General features: G+C 71.4%; 17 protein-coding genes and 2 tRNA genes. 4 read left to right on the top strand and 15 right to left on the bottom strand.

The features are described from left to right. Window positions 1-45: 45 nt before the first annotated feature. The 11 genes from V6S66_RS04090 to V6S66_RS04040 all read right to left on the bottom strand — a co-directional run bounded on the left by V6S66_RS04090 (window position 46) and on the right by V6S66_RS04040 (window position 8,933). The gene (locus V6S66_RS04090) at window positions 46-1,683 is read right to left on the bottom strand and encodes an alkaline phosphatase D family protein (RefSeq protein ID WP_334205484.1); all 1,638 of its coding nucleotides are present in this window, start codon (window positions 1,681-1,683) and stop codon (window positions 46-48) included. 309 nt (window positions 1,684-1,992) lie between these two features. Continuing rightward, a tRNA-Pro gene (locus tag V6S66_RS04085) sits at window positions 1,993-2,069 on the bottom strand. Window positions 2,070-2,102: 33 nt separating this feature from the next. Beyond that, window positions 2,103-3,200 carry an ice-binding family protein gene (locus V6S66_RS04080; RefSeq protein WP_334205483.1) on the bottom strand — a complete coding sequence of 366 codons (1,098 nt, stop codon included), beginning with the start codon at window positions 3,198-3,200 and terminating at the stop codon, window positions 2,103-2,105. A gap of 288 nt (window positions 3,201-3,488) precedes the next feature. Continuing rightward, a tRNA-Gly gene (locus tag V6S66_RS04075) sits at window positions 3,489-3,564 on the bottom strand. A gap of 64 nt (window positions 3,565-3,628) precedes the next feature. Next, entirely contained in the window at window positions 3,629-3,790 is a 162-nt protein-coding gene (locus tag V6S66_RS04070; protein WP_334205482.1) for a hypothetical protein, read from the bottom strand. Between the two features lie 60 nt (window positions 3,791-3,850). Continuing rightward, window positions 3,851-4,954, bottom strand: coding sequence for a PP2C family protein-serine/threonine phosphatase (locus tag V6S66_RS04065; protein WP_334205481.1), 1,104 nt, complete (start codon window positions 4,952-4,954; stop codon window positions 3,851-3,853). Beyond that, the gene (locus tag V6S66_RS04060; protein WP_334205480.1) at window positions 4,951-5,787 is read right to left on the bottom strand and encodes an Fpg/Nei family DNA glycosylase; all 837 of its coding nucleotides are present in this window, start codon (window positions 5,785-5,787) and stop codon (window positions 4,951-4,953) included. The genes V6S66_RS04065 and V6S66_RS04060 overlap by 4 nt, the downstream gene beginning before the upstream one ends. Next, window positions 5,780-6,265 (bottom strand): ribose-5-phosphate isomerase, encoded by a 486-nt coding sequence (locus tag V6S66_RS04055; protein WP_334205479.1) that lies wholly within the window; start codon window positions 6,263-6,265, stop codon window positions 5,780-5,782. The genes V6S66_RS04060 and V6S66_RS04055 overlap by 8 nt, the downstream gene beginning before the upstream one ends. 13 nt (window positions 6,266-6,278) lie before the next feature. Beyond that, window positions 6,279-7,148 (bottom strand): alpha/beta hydrolase, encoded by an 870-nt coding sequence (locus V6S66_RS04050; RefSeq protein ID WP_334205478.1) that lies wholly within the window; start codon window positions 7,146-7,148, stop codon window positions 6,279-6,281. A 2-nt stretch (window positions 7,149-7,150) separates the two neighbouring features. Next, the gene (locus V6S66_RS04045; RefSeq protein WP_334205477.1) at window positions 7,151-7,756 is read right to left on the bottom strand and encodes a DsbA family protein; all 606 of its coding nucleotides are present in this window, start codon (window positions 7,754-7,756) and stop codon (window positions 7,151-7,153) included. 34 nt (window positions 7,757-7,790) lie between these two features. Further along, entirely contained in the window at window positions 7,791-8,933 is a 1,143-nt protein-coding gene (locus tag V6S66_RS04040; protein WP_334205476.1) for a glutamate--cysteine ligase, read from the bottom strand. On the opposite strand from V6S66_RS04040, the gene V6S66_RS04035 reads away from it, so the two are divergent. Together V6S66_RS04035 and pepN are read left to right on the top strand one after the other, a co-directional pair. Then, window positions 8,932-9,705: a class I SAM-dependent methyltransferase gene (locus V6S66_RS04035; RefSeq protein WP_334205475.1), complete on the top strand. Its 774-nt coding sequence runs from the start codon at window positions 8,932-8,934 to the stop codon at window positions 9,703-9,705. The two genes, V6S66_RS04040 and V6S66_RS04035, sit on opposite strands and share 2 nt — an antisense overlap. 48 nt (window positions 9,706-9,753) lie before the next feature. Further along, window positions 9,754-12,276 carry an aminopeptidase N gene (gene pepN / locus V6S66_RS04030; RefSeq protein WP_334205474.1) on the top strand — a complete coding sequence of 841 codons (2,523 nt, stop codon included), beginning with the start codon at window positions 9,754-9,756 and terminating at the stop codon, window positions 12,274-12,276. Window positions 12,277-12,401: 125 nt separating this feature from the next. Here the strand turns inward: pepN and V6S66_RS04025 are convergent, their stop codons facing one another. Beyond that, entirely contained in the window at window positions 12,402-12,674 is a 273-nt protein-coding gene (locus V6S66_RS04025; RefSeq protein WP_334205473.1) for a hypothetical protein, read from the bottom strand. Between the two features lie 33 nt (window positions 12,675-12,707). On the opposite strand from V6S66_RS04025, the gene V6S66_RS04020 reads away from it, so the two are divergent. After that, the gene (locus V6S66_RS04020) at window positions 12,708-13,619 is read left to right on the top strand and encodes a mechanosensitive ion channel family protein (RefSeq protein WP_334205472.1); all 912 of its coding nucleotides are present in this window, start codon (window positions 12,708-12,710) and stop codon (window positions 13,617-13,619) included. Next, window positions 13,616-14,008 carry a globin gene (locus V6S66_RS04015; protein ID WP_334205471.1) on the top strand — a complete coding sequence of 131 codons (393 nt, stop codon included), beginning with the start codon at window positions 13,616-13,618 and terminating at the stop codon, window positions 14,006-14,008. Before V6S66_RS04020 ends, V6S66_RS04015 begins: the two co-directional genes overlap by 4 nt. 50 nt (window positions 14,009-14,058) lie before the next feature. Here the strand turns inward: V6S66_RS04015 and V6S66_RS04010 are convergent, their stop codons facing one another. Genes V6S66_RS04010 through V6S66_RS04000 form a run of 3 tightly spaced genes read right to left on the bottom strand, consistent with a single transcriptional unit; the run spans window position 14,059 to window position 16,554 of the window. After that, on the bottom strand, window positions 14,059-14,799 hold the full coding sequence (locus V6S66_RS04010) for a hypothetical protein (protein ID WP_334207219.1): 741 nt from the start codon (window positions 14,797-14,799) through the stop codon (window positions 14,059-14,061). Between the two features lie 34 nt (window positions 14,800-14,833). Continuing rightward, the gene (locus tag V6S66_RS04005; protein WP_334205470.1) at window positions 14,834-15,064 is read right to left on the bottom strand and encodes a biotin/lipoyl-binding carrier protein; all 231 of its coding nucleotides are present in this window, start codon (window positions 15,062-15,064) and stop codon (window positions 14,834-14,836) included. Then, a complete protein-coding gene (locus V6S66_RS04000) occupies window positions 15,061-16,554 on the bottom strand; it encodes an acyl-CoA carboxylase subunit beta (RefSeq protein WP_334205469.1) in 1,494 nt (497 codons plus the stop codon). The genes V6S66_RS04005 and V6S66_RS04000 overlap by 4 nt, the downstream gene beginning before the upstream one ends. Window positions 16,555-16,693: the final 139 nt, after the last annotated feature.

Below are 16,693 nucleotides of genomic sequence, written 5' to 3'. Positions count from 1 at the left end.
GCCCGCACGCAGGTCGCGCGGGCGCGACGGCGCCCCGGGTCCGCGTCAGACCGTCTGGATCCGCGAGGATCCCGCGGTCAGGGTCCGCGTCGCCAGTCGCCGGGCGGACGCGTCCGGGTCGGTGCGGTCGCTGATCGCCCACCACTCCATCCGCGCCCCCGCGTCGTCGACCTCCAGGACGCAGTACCCGTGGTCGTCGAGATTGACGAAGCGGACGTGCGGATTGAGGTCGACGATCGCCTCCTCCATCGCCACGGACACCGATCGGGGCGCCGTGCCCATGTAGTCGTCGACGTTGTTGCTCGTGATCGACGCGCAGACGAACTCGGCCGCGACCGGAGCGCCCCGGGAACCGCGGATCTCGTTGGCCCACGCGGTGTGCACGTCGCCGCTGAGGAACACCACGTCGGAGATCTCTCGGTCCTCGATGCGCTGCAGGAGCGCCCGCCGCTGCGCCGGGTACCCGTCCCACGTGTCGGTGTTCGGCTCGGCGGGTCCCCACGACATCGGGTCGGTCGTGGTGACGAGCGCGAGCTGCTGCCCGCGAGGACGCTGCGGCATCAGCATCGGCGCGACCATGACCGGGTTGCCGATGAGCTTCCAGCGCGCGGGCGAGGACTCGAGCTCGCCGACCAGCCAGTCGTACTGCTCGGCCCCCGTGAGCTGGCGACCGGGCGCGGCCAAGGCCGGGTCGCCGGAGTCGCTCCTCTCGTCGCGGTACCCGCGCAGGTCCAGCATCAGGAGGTCGACCAGGTGGCCGAACCGGACTCGGCGGTAGATCCGGTTGCCGTCCCCGACGACCGCGGTGCCTCCCAGCCGCACCGGCATCCACTCGTCGTACGCGCGCTGCGCGGCCCACAGCCGCTCGGCGAAGCTGCCCTCGTCGGGCTGGTGCTCGAAGGCGCCTCCGGGGAACCAGCCATCGGCGACCTCGTGGTCGTCCCACGTCACGACGAAGGGCACGAGCGCGTGCAGCGCCTGGAGGTCGGGATCGGTCTTGTACTGGGCGTGCCGGGTGCGGTAGTCGGCCAGCGTGACGGTCTCGTGCGGTGGCTGGTGGCTGCGGACGTCGACCCAGTCGTAGCCGAAGGAGTACTTGCCCTGCTCGTACTCGTAGACGTAGTCGCCGAGATGGATCACGGCGTCGAGGTCGCCGCGCTCGGCGAGGTGCCGGTAGGAGCTGAACCATCCGGCCTGCCAGTTGGCGCAGGACACGACGCCGAACCGGAGCGTGCCGGCCACCGCGTGGTTCGCGGGGGTCGTGCGGGTACGACCGACGGGCGAGGAATCCGGGCCGCTGCGGAACCGGTAGTAGTACGTGAGGCCCGGGAGCAGGCCCGTCGCGTCGACCTTCACGGTGTGGTCGCTCCGCGGATCGGTCGTGACGCTGCCGGAGGCGACCAGCTCGGTGAACCCCGCGTCGGTCGCGACCTCCCAGACCACGTCGGTGGGCTCGCCCAGCCCGGAGCCGGGCACGGCTTCGATCGACGGGGTCACCCGCGTCCACAGCACCACGGCGTCGGACAACGGGTCTCCCGAGGCGACCCCGTGCTGGAACCGGTGGTGGCGGTACCCCGTGGCGGGTGAGGGGAAGGCGGCCGGACCCACGACCCCCGCGACCGCCGCGAGACTCATGCCACCGATCAGGACCTGGCGACGTGTCGGCGCCTCGAACCGCTGCACGACCCCATTGCCCCAGCCGCGGCGGACGCGGCGGTGCCGTGCAGGTGAACGTCACCCGACCGGACTCTCAAGAGTCGAGGTCGGCGCGGCCGACCGACCAGCCGGAGCCCACCGGATGTGTGCGCAAACCCGGCCGGGCGGCCGAGCTCCTGCACACATGTGGTGGTGGATCACACGGTCGGGATGACAGGACCCCGTCGGCGCTGGCGCGCCTCCTCCTCAAATCCACCCCGTGGATCGGCTGGTCGGGATGACAGGACCCCGTCGGCGCTGGCGCGCCTCCTCCTCAAATCCACCCCGTGGATCGGCTGGTCGGGATGACAGGATTTGAACCTGCGACCCTCCGCTCCCAAAGCGGATGCGCTACCAAGCTGCGCTACATCCCGTGGTCGCCGCGAGTCTAGTGCGACCGGGGACAGCTAGCCCCGCTCAGCCCGGCGTCGGTGCAGGAGCAGACCACCGCCGGACACCGCGAGCAGACCTGTCGCCAGGAGCAGCCCGGCGGGTCCGCCGGTGTCCGGCAGCCGCGGTTCGCCCGATGGGGGCCGCGGGCCCGTCGACAGGCCGGTCCCGCCGTCGAGGCCGGAGCCCGGCCCGCCGACACCCGGGAGGCCAGCCGGTGTGCCGGGCCCGGCGCCCGTGCCACCCCCGGGGACGGTCGTCCCGCCGTCACCATCACCATCGCCGTCGCCGTCACCGTCACCATCGCCGTCACCGTCACCGTCTCCATCGCCGTCACCATCGCCGTCGCCGTCGCCGTCGGTGGCGCAGGCCGGCGCGGTGATGGTGTTGGTGTCGAGGGTCACCGCACCGTTGCTCGCGAGGAGCCGACCCTGGAAGGTCGCGTTGGTGTTCGCGGTGATGCTCGTGGAGGCCAGCACGTTGCCGACGAACGTCGTCCCGGTGCCGAAGGTCGCCGAGCTGCCGACCTGCCAGTAGACGTTGCACGGCTGTGCCCCGTTGACGAACTGCACGGCGGAGTTCGAGGCTGTGGTCAACGAGGTGGGCGCCTGGAACACGAACACCCCGTCGGACCGGCCGCCGCCGTCCAAGGTGATGGGACCGCTCAGCAGCATGCTGCTCTCGACGGCGTAGACCCCAGGCAGGTACGGGGCGATGCGCACCAGCTCCTGCGGGATGGAACTGGGCGGACCCGCACCGACGGCGGCGTTGTACGCGTCCAGGAGATGAGCCTTGGCCAGCTGCGTGACGGCGTTGCCGGCATGGTTCGTGGCGCCCGGGGCCGTGTAGTCGAAGGGCGTGTCGGTCGAGATGGTCGGGGTCTCGAAGGAGCCGATGCTCTGCGCCACACGGGTGAGGCCCGTGTTGCTGATACCCGATCCGGCCAGCACGGAGAACCCACCGGCCGACTGCAGGTCGATCGCGGGATCCGCGGCGTACGCGTGGGGCGCGGCGGCCAACGCTGCCCCGGCGGCCAGGGCCACACCGAGGACGAGTCGTGGGGACCGGCGCATGCGGCGGGACGGCACGAATGAGGACGACGAGGGGAAGAACATGGTGCGGTTCGATTCTCACGACCAGCTGGAGAAGGGTCGCGGCTTCTGATCGTCCACGCCAGCGAAAGGCATCGCGGTTGGCGGACCACTCCGCGACGGCCAGGATGTGATATCGGCCAAGGTCGCGTCGAGCGTGCCTGCGCTTCCTCCCGAAGCCCAGCGGTGGCGCGGACCGCAGCGACGCTCAGATGAAGATCTCCCGGAGCAGCAGCAGTCCTGCGCCCTCAGTGTCACACCGAACGGGCGTACCCGCGGTCTTTTCTGTGGCGCACCGAGACGACGGGGCCGTGGAGCGGACGACGGGACTCGAACCCGCAACATTCTGCTTGGAAGGCAGAGACTCTAGCCATTGAGCTACGTCCGCGATGCCGCTCGCGCGGCGCCCCCATGATGCCACAGAACACCCGCACGGCCACGGTCCGTTCGACCTAGTCGACCAGCGCGATCACGGTGACGACCAGGACCAGCACCGAGACCACCGGGCCGAGACCCAGCACGGACGCGATGCCCGGGGCACGCAGCTCGTCCGCGGGCTGCGCGAGCGTGACGCCCGCGTCCAACGGGTCGTCCTCGATCCACCTGCGTCCCATGAGTGTGCCTCCCCTCGCCCTCAAGCAGGTATAGGCGGCGACGGGGTCACCTGAGCGCTGTCAGGCGCGGCGTTCGACGACCAGGACCGCGCGGTCGTCGCCACCCTCGGTCACGAGCGCGAGGATCCGCCGGGGCGCGTTGTCCAGGCCGGCCGCGGCGATCGGCCGGGCCACGTCGCGCAACCACTCGATCCCGGCACCGATGTCGCGCGTGCGCGACTCGACGACGCCGTCGGTGTAGAACATCAGCGCGTCCCCGAGGTCGAGCCGACCGGTCGTCTGGTGGAACTCGGGCCGCTCGTCGATCCCGAGGGCCAGGCCACGGGCACCGTCGACGCCCCACTCGCCGTTCACGGCGTCCCAGCGCATCGCCGGCGGATGGCCGGCGTTGAGGATCGAGTACTCCCCCGTCCGCAGGTCGACCAGGACGTGGACCGCGGTGGCGAAGCCGTCGTCCCAGCGCTGCCGGAGCAGGAAGTCGTTGGCCGCGCCGAACAGCCCGATGGGGGGCAGCGCCCCGATCAGACCGCCGAGCGCACCGGCAAACTGCAGGGACTGCGACCCCGCGCCGACACCCTTGCCGCACACGTCGACCAGAACCATCTCCAGACGACGCTCGTCCTTGGAGAGGTTGGCCACCAGGAAGTCACCGGCGAAGTTGATGCCGCTCGCGGTCTTCATCGCCGACTGGCTGCGCCAGCCCGCCGGGAGGTCCGGGATCGTGCTCTGCGACTGCAACCGGTCGCGCAGGTCGACCAGCATCGCCTGGCCGAGTGGACCGGGGAGCCCGGAGCGCTGGCGGCTGGCCTGGTAGAGGATCAGGCTGATGGAGCACGCCATCAGCAGGATCGAGGTGGTGCGGGCCGGGGTGAGGGCACCTTGGTCGACGACCGTGATCACGCCGAACACGACGGTCAGGGAGACCAGCGAGACCAAGGGCCAGAAACGCAGCAGCAGCATGCCGAGCAGGAGCGGCAGGTAGAAGCCGCTGATCGGCATCCGGCTGTAGTCGTAGAGCGAGATCGCCAGGAAGGCCACGTCGAGACCGGCGATCGCCGCCAAGACCTTGAGCTGCCCCTCACGCGTGCCGCTGCGCCACCGCACGACGGTGTCGTTGACGTACTCGCGCATCGCGCGGAACGCTCGACGAGCCGGGCTGGTCACGCCCCGACCCTAGCCGCGGGCTGGCACGTGGGGCACCAGAACAGCCGACGTTGGTCGAGGTCGGTCGTCGCCACCGGTGCGCCGCAGACCCAGCACGGCATCCCGTCGCGCCGGTACACGTAGACCTCGCCGCCGTGGTCGTCGTCACGAGCGGGACGACCCATCGCCTCGGGCTCGTGCTCGGGGCGGACCGTGTCGATGCGGTTGCGCTCGACACCGGTGCGCATCAGGGCCGCGAGGTCGTCCCAGATCCCCTGCCAGGTCGTGCGGTCGATCGCCGATCCCGGCGTCATCGGGTCGATGCCGTGGCGGAACAGCACCTCGGCCCGGTAGACGTTGCCGACCCCGGACAGGACGGTCTGGTCCAGGAGCAGCGCCGCCACCGACCTGCGCGACCGGTGCAGGCGCGCCCACGCCCGGTCTGGGTCCGCGTCGGCCCGGAGCGGGTCCGGTCCGAGACGAGCGATCACCGACTCCACCTCGCCCGGCAGGAGCAGCTCGCAGGTCGTCGGTCCTCGCAGGTCCGCCGTCACCGGGGACCCGGACCGCGCCGAGGCCGTGAGGCGCCAGCGGACCTGCCCCACCACGGCGTGTCGGGAGCCGGGCTGGAGCCGGAAGGAGCCGTAGAGGCCCAGGTGCACGTGCACCTGCCACGGGACGTCCCGCACCGCCACGAACAGGTGCTTGCCCCAGGCCTGCGCCCCCACGAGGGTGTGACCGTCCACCCGACCGGCCGCGAAGCGCCCCTGCGGGCTCGTCGACCGGACCCGACGGCCCGCGAACGCGTCCGTGAGGTCGGCGGCGAGCCGGTGGAGGGTGTGGCCCTCAGGCACCTGCGTCGGGGCCAGATCCGCCGGGAAACGCGCCGGTGGTCTCGTAGCCGAGCAGCAGGTCGATGCGGCGCTGGTGCCGCGCCTCGTCGCTCCACGGAGTGGTCAGGAACGTCTCGACGATCGCCGTGGCCTCCTCCACGGAGTGCATCCGCGCGCCGATCGAGACGACCTGCGCGTTGTTGTGCTGGCGGGCGAGCGAGGCGATCTCGGTGCTCCAGGCCAGGGCGGCACGGATGCCGGTGACCTTGTTGGCCGCGATCTGCTCGCCGTTGCCCGAGCCCCCGATCACGATGCCGAGCGAACCCGGCTCGGCGGCGACGGCCTCAGCGGCGGCGACGCAGAACGGCGGGTAGTCGTCGAGCGCGTCGTAGGCGAACGCGCCGTGGTCGACGGGCTCGTAGCCGCTGTCGGCCAACCAGGCCAGGAGATGGGTCTTGAGCTCGTATCCGGCGTGGTCCGCCGCGACGTGGACGCGCATGCGGGCCAGTGTGTCAGTACCGGTGGTGGAGGAGTGCGGCGACGGTGGCCACGGTGGACCGGGACGCGCCGAAGAGGTCGGGCTGGCGCCAGAAACCGTGCACCTGGCCGAGCACGCGGTGGGCGACGACCGCGACCCCGGCCTCGGCCAGCGCGGCCGCGTACGCCTCGCCCTGGTCCCGCAGGGAGTCGTGCTCAGCGGTGACGACCACCGCCGGGGGGAGTCCGGCCAGCTCGGCCCGCAGCGGGGAGACCTCCGGGAGGTCACCCACCTCTCCGGGGGCGTAGGCCTCCCAGAACCACTCCATCGCCCTGGCGTCCAGGGCCGCGTTGTCCTCGGCAGGCAGCACGGCGCGACGGTCGGTCGCCGGATAGAGCAGCACCTGAAGGTCGATGGCCCGCGGGGCGCGCACCGCGAGCCCGGCCACGAGGTTGCCGCCTGCTGAGTCGCCGATCGCCGGGAGCCGCGTGGCGTCGACGTCCATGGCGGACGCGGCCCCGCGGAGCCACCCGGCGGCGGTCTCGACGTCGTCGAGCGGCGCCGGGTACGGGTGCTCCGGAGTGCGCCGGTAGTCGACAGCGAGCAGGGCGAAGCCCGATGCGTCAGCCAGGTAGCGGCAGAACGCGTCGTGGGTCTCCAGGTCGTGCAGCGCCCAGCCGCCCCCGTGCACGTACAGCGCCACCGGGGCGCCGGGACGTGGTCGGTAGAGCCGGCACGGAACACCGTGCGCGTCGACGTCGCTCACGTGCTCGACGGCGACCCGCTCGTCGGGCGGGGGCACTGCCTCGCGCATCTGGGCGCGAGCGGCCGTGATCGCCTCGGCCGTCACGACCTCGGGCTCCCCCATCGCCGCCAGGTAGGCGCGGGCCTCGGGATGGAGCACGCTCAGCTGAAGTCGAGCTCGCCGTGGCGGGTGCGCTTGAGCTCGAAGAAGTCGGGGAACCCGGCCAGGGCGCGGGCGCCGTCGAAGACCGTGCCGGCCGTCTCGCCGCGCGGGATCGACTGGAGCACGGGCCCGAAGAACGCGGTGCCCGCGATCTCGATGACCGGGGTGCCGACCTCCTCGCCGACCTTGTCGATGCCGACCTGGTGGGAGGCGCGGACCGCGTCGTCGAGCGACGCGTCGTCGGCGGCCGACGCGAGCTCGGCGGGCAGGCCGACCTCGGCGAGCACCTCGGCGAAGAGCTCCGGCTCGAACTCACGACCCTCGTTGTGCCGCTTGGTGCCGATGGAGGTGTAGTACTCGGCGAGCTTCTCCGTGCCGTGCTGCTGCTCGATCGCGATGGCCAGGCGCACCGGACCCCAGCCGCGCTGGATCATGTCCTTGTAGTCCTGGGGCACGTCCTTGTCCTCGTTGAGGACCGACAGGCTCATGACGTGGAAGGTGGTCTTCACGTCGCGGACCTTCTCGACCTGGAGCATCCAGCGCGACGTGATCCAGGCGAACGGGCACAGCGGGTCGAACCAGAAGTCGACGTTCTCGGTGGCCACGGGAGCTCCTCAGGTTGGGGGAAGTCAGGTCTGTCTAGGAGAACACCGGCCGGCCCGTGCGCATTTCCTCGACCAGCGCGGCCGCCACGGCGTCGAGCTCTCCACTGTGCGCGGCAGCGACGGCTCGCTGCCGCTGGTAGGAGGCACCCCCGGCGATGATGTCGGCGACGCCGGCCAGCTCCTGGGTGCAGCCCAGGTCGTGCGCCACGGGCTCCAGGATCGTGAGCCAACGGGCGAGGTCGTCGGTGACGAGCTGCTCGTCGGCGGCGCGGTCGAGGATCAAGATGGCGTCCATCCCGTACCGGGCCGCGCGCCACTTGTTCTCCTGCACGAACCACGGCGGCATCGTGGGCAGCTCGCGGCCGGCGTCGAGCTCACGCGAGAAGTGCTCGACCAGGCAGTGGATCAGCGCCGAGATGCTGAGAACCTCGGTCAGCGTGGGGATGCCGTCGCAGACGCGGACCTCGACCGTGCCGAACTTCGGCGACGGCCGGATGTCCCACCGGATCTCGTCGAACGAGTCGATCACGCCGGTGTGCAGCATGTCGTCGACGTAGCCCTCGAGCTCGGGCCAGGTGTCGAACTGGAAGCCGAGGCCCGCGGTGGGGAGCTGCTGGAACATGAGGGCCCGGTTCGACGCGTACCCCGTGTCCTTGCCACCCCAGTAGGGCGAGGAGGCGCTGAGCGCGAGCAGGTGGCCGTAGTGACCGAGCAGGGCCCGGCTGATCGGCAGGACCTTGTCGCGGTCCTCGATGCCCACGTGCACGTGCACGCCGTAGATCAACATCTGTCGGCCCCACCACTGGGTGCGGTCGATCAGCGTCGCGTAACGCTCCTTGTCGGTGACCTTCTGCATGTCCCAGCGCGAGAACGGGTGGGTGCCGGCGCACAGGAGCTCGACCCTGAGCCGATCGGTGACGGTGCGGATGAGCTCGATGCTCTGCTCCAGGTCACGGCCCGCCTCGGCCACGGTCCGCGACACGCCGGAGACGATCTCGACGGTGTTGACCAGCAGCTCCTGGCGGATGTGCGGGTGCTGCCCACCCCCCACGGGGGCGACGGCGTCGAGCACGTACTCGGCGACCTGACGCAGGTCGCCGGAGTCGGCGTCGACGAGGGCCAGCTCCCACTCGATGCCGACCGTGGAACGCTCGGAGACGGCGAAGGGAACGGCCATGGGCACCATCCTGCCCGAGCGACCGGCACGGCGCCGCCCCGGCGTGCTCCGCGTGACGCGCCCCGCGGGAAAGGTGGTCGCCAGCAGCGGCGAGCCCTACGGTGAGCCCATGGCAGAGGGCTCGAGCCGAAGCTGGCAGCGCGACCACCCGTGGGCGTTCGTGTACGACCGCATCTCGGGCGACCCGCGACTCGGTGCGCTCCTGTGGCGGATCGGCGTGGGATCCGGCATCGACGTGCTGCACCGGGCCGCAGGGCACGAGCTCGCACGGCTCGACCCGGGCGACACGGTGCTGGACATCCCCTGCGGCGGCGGGGTCGCGCTCCGCGACCTCACGGACGGACACGGCCTGCGGTACCTCGCGGCCGACATCTCCCCCACGATGCTCGAGCGCACCCGGGCCGAGGCCCGGCGCCTCGGCCTCGCCGGCATCGAGACCGTGGAGATGGACGTCGGCCACCTGCCCCTGGACGACGGAGCCGTCCAGCTCGTGCTCGCCTTCACGAGCCTGCACTGCTTCCCGGACCCGCGGGCTGCCGTCCGCGAGATCGCCCGGGTCCTCGCGCCGGGCGGGCGCCTGGCGCTCAGCACGATCGTGACCGACGCCGCCTGGCCGTATCGCGGCGTCTGGCCGGTCGGACGCGCCGCCGGCGTCCTGGGCCCGGGGTGCTCCCGCGCAGAGCTGCGCGCCTGGGCCACCGAGGCAGGACTTGTCGACCTCGACCTGCGCGCCGCCGGCGGGCTCACCTACGTCACCGCGACCCGCGCCTGACGCGTCCCCGGGATGAGCCGGTCGGTCACCGGTGACAGAGTGGTCTCCATGCCCGGCACCAACCTCACCCGTGAAGAAGCCCAAGCGCGCGCGTCCGTCGTGTCCGACCCGACCTACGACGTCGCGCTCGACCTGACGGTCGGCGACGAGCGCTTCGGCTCCGTCACGACCCTGACGTTCTCCGCCACCGCGGGAGCCTCCACGTTCGTCGACCTCGTCGACGCCGAGGTCGACGCGATCACGCTCAACGGCGACGCGATCGATCCTGCCGTCTACGCCGACAGCCGCATCCCGCTCGAGGGACTGCAGGAGCGCAACGAGCTCGTCGTCACGTCCCGCAACCTGTACTCGCACTCGGGCGAGGGCCTGCACCGCTTCGTCGACCCCAGCGACGACAAGGTCTACCTCTACACCCAGTTCGAGGTGCCCGACGCCCGTCGGGTGTTCGCGACGTTCGAGCAGCCCGACCTGAAGGCCGAGTTCACGTTCCACGTCACCGCGCCGTCGCACTGGCAGGTCGTCTCCAACTCCCCCACGCCGGACCCGGTCGCCGGATCCGACGGCGCCAGCACGTGGCACTTCGCGCCGACCAAGACGATGTCGACCTACATCACGGCGCTCGTGGCCGGCGACTACCACGTCGTCCGCGACAGCTACACCGGCGAGCACGGCGAGATCCCGCTCGGCGTGTTCTGCCGCCAGTCGCTCGTGGAGCACCTGGACGCCGACGACATCCTGCTGATCACGAAGCAGGGCTTCGGGTTCTTCGAGGACGCCTTCCAGATGGGCTACCCGTTCGGCAAGTACGACCAGCTCTTCGTGCCGGAGTACAACATGGGCGCGATGGAGAACGCGGGCTGCGTGACCTTCCGCGACGAGATGATCTTCCGCAGCCGTCAGACCCAGGCCGCCTACGAGAGCCGCGCCAACACGATCCTGCACGAGATGGCCCACATGTGGTTCGGCGACCTCGTGACGATGAAGTGGTGGGACGACCTGTGGCTCAACGAGTCGTTCGCCGAGTGGGCCGCGCACCACTCGAGCGTCGAGGCCACCCGCTTCACCGACGCGTGGACCGGCTTCACCAACAGCCGCAAGAACTGGGCCTACCGCCAGGACCAGCTCCCCTCGACCCACCCGATCGCGGCCGACAACTACGACCTGCACGCGGTCGAGGCCAACTTCGACGGCATCACGTACGCCAAGGGCGCCTCGAGCCTCAAGCAGCTCGTGAGCTGGGTCGGGCTGGACGACTTCCTCGCCGGCCTGCGCGCCTACTTCGCGAAGCACGCCTACGGCAACACCGAGCTCGGCGACCTGCTGCACGAGCTCGAGGAGGCGTCCGGCCGCGAGCTGCAGTCGTGGTCGGCCGAGTGGTTGCAGACCACGGGCGTCAACACGCTGCGCGCCGAGCTGGAGACCGACTCCGAGGGCGCCTTCACCTCCTTCGACGTCGCGCAGACGGCGCACCCGGACCACCCCACCCTGCGCCGCCACCGCATCGCGATCGGCCTCTACGACCTCGTCGACGGGGCGCTCGTGCGCCGCGAGCGGATCGAGACCGACGTGCGGGGCGAGCGCACCCCCGTCGCCGAGCTGGTCGGCGTCCGCCAGCCCGATCTGGTGCTGCTCAACGACGACGACCTCACGTACGCCAAGATCCGCCTCGACGAGCGGTCGTTCGCGACCCTGAAGCGGGGCATCTCGACGTTCACCGACTCCCTGCCGCGCGCCCTCTGCTGGGGCGCCGCGTGGGACATGACCCGCGACGCCGAGCTCGCCTCGAGCGACTTCATCGACCTCGTGCTCGCCGGCATCGGCACCGAGACCGACCTTGTCGCGGTGGGTGCCCTGCTGCGTCAGGGCCTGGGGGCGGTCAACCTCTACACGCCGGAGGCCGATCTCGACGCCCTCGCCGAGCGCTGGGAGTCCGGTGTCCGCGCCCTCGTCGAGCGTGCCGAGCCCGGCAGCGACCACCAGCTCGCCCTCGTGCGCGGCTACTCCGGCGCTGCGCGTTCGCCGGAGTACCTGCGCTCGCTGCTCGCCGGTGAGCTCGACGGCCTGACGGTCGACGCCGACCTCCGCTGGACCCTCGTCTCCGCGCTCGCCCGGATCGGTCATGCCGACGCCGACGAGATCGCCGCCGAGCTCGAGCGCGACGCCACGAGCTCGGGCCGGGAGCATGCTGCCGGCGCCCTCGCGCTTCGACCACTGGCCGAGGCCAAGGCCGAGGCCTGGCGTCGCGCCGTCGAGGACAAGAGCACGCCCAACGAGACCCGGCGCAGCATCGCCGGCGGCGTCCAGGTCGCGGGCCAGGCCGAGGTGCTCCGTCCCTACGTCGAGAAGTACCTCGAGATGGCCGAGACGGTCATCGACGAGATGGGCGTCTGGATCGGGCAGACCGCGCTGGTCAACCTGTTCCCCAACGCCAACCCGGAGCTGGCCACGTTGGACCGCGTCGACAGCTGGCTGCAGACGACGTCGGCCCCCGCCGCTGCCGTCCGCTACGTCAGGGAGGGCCGCGACGACCTCGCGCGTGCGCTGCGGGCCCGCGGGGGCGTCAGCGCCTGACGGCTCCGACGCCCGCGGCCCGGCTCGCCTCCGGGTCGCGGGCGACACGACGCCGCCCGGAGCAGGCTCCGGGCGGCGTCAGGCCGTGAGGGACCGGGAGATGAGAACGCCTCGGCCCCCGTGGTCTAGTGGTGGTCGACGGCGCCCGACGAGACGTGGATCTCGTTGCCCGGCGCCGGCGGCACGTAGTTCTTGCGCGACAGCAGCGCCGTGAGGACCCAGATCACGGCGATCAGCCCGACCGGGATGCCGGCCAGCAGGACCAGGTAGCCGAGCCAGCCCAGGCCTTCCTCGGTCTCCCAGGCAGCGGGGGCATCGGCCAGGGCGGCGGCCGGGGCGATCACGATCATCGTGACCACGGTCGTGGCGAGGGCGAGCAGACGCGCGGGGGTCGACATGACGCCATCGTACCGGCCCGTAGGCTGGAGGACATGCCGGACCTCGACCTGTCGTTGCCCGACGGAAAGCTCTACGAGTACCTCGTCGAACGCCCCGCGGGCGTCCTCGTCATCATCACCGTCGCCCTGATCATCCGCTGGCTCGTCAAGCGATTCATCGGCCGCGTGGTGCGACGCGCCAGCGGCGGCGCCGTGCCCGGGGTGCTCGCCAAGTCCAAGGCTGGCGAGATGCTCGCCGACCTCAGGCCCGGCGCCTCCGAGCGGCGCCGCCAGCGCGCCGAGGCCATGGGCGACCTGCTGGGCTCGATTGCCACGATCGTCATCGTCGGCATCGCCTTCGTCATGATCCTCGACCAGGTCGGCGTCAACATCGCGCCGCTCCTGACCGGCGCCGGCATCCTCGGCGTCGCGCTCGGCTTCGGTGCCCAGACGCTCGTGAAGGACTTCCTCGCCGGCATCTTCATGATCATGGAGGACCAGTACGGCGTCGGTGACGTCATCGACATGGGCGAGGCCACCGGCACGGTCGAGGCGGTCGGCCTGCGCGTCACGCGACTGCGCGACATCAACGGAACCGTCTGGTACGCCCGCAACGGCGAGGTGGCCCGCGTGGGCAACAAGTCGCAGAACTGGGCCCGCACGGTCCTCGACGTCACGGTCACCTATGACGCCGACCTGGCCCAGGTGCAGCGCGTGCTCGCCGACGTCGCCCACACGTTGTACGAGGAGCCGGCCCTGCGCGGCATCATCATCGAGGAGCCCGAGGTCTGGGGCGTCGAGCGCTTCGACAAGGACGGAGCCGTCGTGCGCGTCGTGCTGAAGACGGCTCCGCTCGAGCAGTGGACCGTGGCCCGCACGATGCGCGAGCGCATCAAGGCCAGCTTCGACGAGGCCGGCATCCGCATCCCGTCCTCCGTCCTCGCCTCGGCCCCGGAGGCAGAGTGACCACCCCAGGCCCCGAGGCCAGCTACTACGACGAGATCGGCGGTCGGGCCACGATCGCCGCGATCGTGCACGTCTTCTACGCGGGAGTGGCCGCTGACCCGGTGCTGCGCCCGATGTACCCCGAGGCCGACCTCGGCCCCGCGGAGGAACGTTTCACGCAGTTCCTCGAGCAGTACTGGGGCGGGCCCACCACGTACAGCGAGCAGCGCGGCCACCCGCGGCTCCGGATGCGTCACGCACCGTTCGAGGTCACCCCCGAGGCCCGCGACCGCTGGCTCGGCCACTTCCGGGCCGGGCTCGACGCGGCGGACCTGACCGCGGAGCAGGACGAGCGATTCTGGACCTACGCCCAGCACGCCGCGCAGTTCATGGTGAACACCCCCGGCTGACCCCGCGGGCGTCAGGCAGGGCCGTCAGGCAGGGCCGTCAGGCAGGGCCGTCAGGCGGGGCCGAGTCCCTCGAGGTAGATGCGCTCGGCGTCGGTCAGTGACCGCGCCTTCTGGGTCTCGATGTCGAAGGCCACGAGCACCGCGGAGTTGCGGGCCAGCACGGTCGGTCCGTCGCGCCACTCGCAGGCGAGCGTGACCGACTTGGTGCCGAACTTCGCGACGGCGACCACCATCTCCCACGGCTCGCGACGCCACGGAACCGGCAGCCCGTACTCGACCTCGAGATTGGCCACGACCACGTGCCCGAGCTGCCGGGTGCGCCCGCCCTGCGACATCCAGATGATGCGCGACTCCTGGAAGTACTCGAACACCCGCACGGGATCGACCCGGCCCGACGGGCCGACGTCACCGCGGCGACCGCGGAACGGCGCCATCGAGCCGTCGACCTGAGGCGCCCCGAGGTCGCTCCGGGCACCGAGCCGCGTCGCGATCGAGGCGTAGACGACCCGCTCGCCGCGCGGTCCCGGACCTGCTGACGGATCGCTCTCCTGGGTGATCAGCTGGGTCAGCACGTCGCCGTCGAGCTCCTGCTCGACCACGACGGTGCGACTCGACAGGAGCATGGGTCGTGCGAAGTCGATCGAGATCGAGACCGGCTCGAGGTCCCCGTCCAGGACGCCGTCCTCGACGAGCGCCGCTCGCGCCTCGGCCGCGTAGGACAGGTAGACGACGTTGTTGACGTGGTTGAGCTGGTCGAGGTCGGACCAGCGCATCGGCAGGCGGTAGGGCATCACCGGGCGATCATGTCAGCGGCGGGGAGCCGCCTCAGGCTCCGGGTGTGCCGTCGATCTCGATCACGACGTCACCCTCCTGGACGATCTGCCCCTCCTGGACGCACACCCGCACGACGTGCCCGCCCGACGGCGCCACGACCGGGATCTCCATCTTCATGGTCTCGAGGACCGCGAGCTCGTCACCGGCGGCGACGGGGTCGCCCTCGCGGACGACGATCTTCCAGACGTTCGCGACGATGTCGGCGCGCGCCGCCGTCGTCACGCGGGGTCCGCACTGAGCATGCGCAGGGCGTCCGACAGGCGACCACGCGTCTCCTCGGGAACGATGACGTCGTCGACGATGCCCGACTCGGCCGCGACGTACGGGCGGGCGACCTCCTCGCGGTACTGCGCCGCCAGCTCGTCACGCAGCGCCACCGGGTCGTCGGCCGCCGCAAGCGCACGCCGGTGCAGCAGCGTCACCGCGCCGCCGGGGCCCATGACCGCGATCTCGGCGTTCGACCAGGCCCACTGGAAGTCCGCACCGAGCGACTTCGCCCCCATCGCGATGTACGCGCCGCCGTACGCCTTGCGGACCACGACGGTCAGCACGGGCGCGGACGACTCGATGTAGGCCTTCAGGAGCTTCGCACCGTGGGTGATGACTCCGCGACCCTCCTCGACCGTGCCGGGGAGGAATCCGGGGACGTCGACGAAAGTCAGCACCGGGAGGCCGAAGCGCCCGCAGAAGTCGACGAAGCGGGCGGCCTTCACGGAGGCCTTGGAGTCGAGGATCCCGCCGCGGGCACCGGGCTGGTTGGCGATGATGCCGACCGGACGACCCTCGAGGCGAGCCAGCACCGTGAGGATGCTGGGGGCGTGCTCGGGCATGAGCTCGAAGCGCTCGCCGGCGTCGAGGACGCCGTCGAGCACGCGGTTCATGTCGAAGACGATGCTGGCCTTCTCGGGGACGACGAACGGCAGCGCGTCGACCGCGGCCTGGTCGGGCTCGGCCGGCGCAGCGAAGGGCATCGGCCCGCCGGCGTGCGACGGCAGGAACGACAGCAACCGGCGGGTCTCGGCGAGGGCCGCGAGCTCGTCGGGGACCTCGAGGTGGGCGACGCCCGACGTGACGGTGTGCAGCTGGGACCCGCCGATCTCGTCGGCCGTGGCGTCCTCGCCCGTGGCCGCCTTCACGATGTCGGGGCCGGTCAGGAACATGTGGCCGTGGCCCTTGACCATGATCGTCCAGTCCGTCAGGGCCGGCGAGTAAGCGGCGGCACCTGCGCACGGGCCGAGGATCACGGAGATCTGCGGCACGCGACGCTGCGCCAGGACGTTGTGCGTGAAGACCTCGCCGCACCCGTGGAGCGCGAAGACGCCGTCGGGCACGCGGGCGCCGCCGGAGTCGTTCAGGTAGACGATCGGGAAGCCCCGGTCGATCGCCAGCCGCTGGGCCTTGACCACGGCATCGGCGAACACCGCGCCGATCGCGCCCGAGGCGACGGCGGCGTCGTGCGCGATCACCACGACGTGGCGGCCGTCGACGAGCCCCCATCCGGTCAGGACCCCGGTGCCCGAGCCGCCGGCCGTGCGCAACGGACCGATCTCGACGAAGGAGCCGGCGTCGACGAGCAGCTCGACCCGCTCACGGGCGGTGTGCTGGCGGGCTCCGCGTGGCTCGACGCGGGCCATCCGGTCGCGACGGCGCTGCGTGAGTGCCGAACGGTGGGTGGTCGCATCGAGTGCGGCGAGATCGAGCTGGGACACCATGCCTCCAAAACATGAGGGTTTCCTCAAGTAAAGCACAACATGAGGCATTCCTCATGTTTCTGGAGGTGTCCTGCCCCGGCCGTGTCCAGCGTCACGCCACCCCTCCCCCGCGCCGTCGCGATGCGCTACGGTGCAAGGG

It is taken from the genome of Aeromicrobium sp. Sec7.5, from assembly GCF_036867135.1.
GTDB lineage: Bacteria > Actinomycetota > Actinomycetes > Propionibacteriales > Nocardioidaceae > Aeromicrobium.
Note: the sequence above shows the minus strand (reverse complement) of the source record. Positions and strands in the feature narration are given on the sequence as shown.

Bases quoted from the DNA above. Each gene is read 5' to 3' on its own strand.
- V6S66_RS04080 (WP_334205483.1), bottom strand. From the start codon at position 3,200: ATGTTCTTCCCCTCGTCGTCCTCATTCGTGCCGTCCCGCCGCATGCGC.
- V6S66_RS04070 (WP_334205482.1), bottom strand. From the start codon at position 3,790: ATGGGACGCAGGTGGATCGAGGACGACCCGTTGGACGCGGGCGTCACG.
- V6S66_RS04055 (WP_334205479.1), bottom strand. From the start codon at position 6,265: ATGCGCGTCCACGTCGCGGCGGACCACGCCGGATACGAGCTCAAGACC.
- V6S66_RS04035 (WP_334205475.1), top strand. From the start codon at position 8,932: ATGGGCACCATCCTGCCCGAGCGACCGGCACGGCGCCGCCCCGGCGTG.
- V6S66_RS04040 (WP_334205476.1), bottom strand. From the start codon at position 8,933: ATGGCCGTTCCCTTCGCCGTCTCCGAGCGTTCCACGGTCGGCATCGAG.
- pepN (WP_334205474.1), top strand. From the start codon at position 9,754: ATGCCCGGCACCAACCTCACCCGTGAAGAAGCCCAAGCGCGCGCGTCC.
- V6S66_RS04025 (WP_334205473.1), bottom strand. From the start codon at position 12,674: ATGTCGACCCCCGCGCGTCTGCTCGCCCTCGCCACGACCGTGGTCACG.
- V6S66_RS04020 (WP_334205472.1), top strand. From the start codon at position 12,708: ATGCCGGACCTCGACCTGTCGTTGCCCGACGGAAAGCTCTACGAGTAC.
- V6S66_RS04010 (WP_334207219.1), bottom strand. From the start codon at position 14,799: ATGCCCTACCGCCTGCCGATGCGCTGGTCCGACCTCGACCAGCTCAAC.
- V6S66_RS04000 (WP_334205469.1), bottom strand. From the start codon at position 16,554: ATGGTGTCCCAGCTCGATCTCGCCGCACTCGATGCGACCACCCACCGT.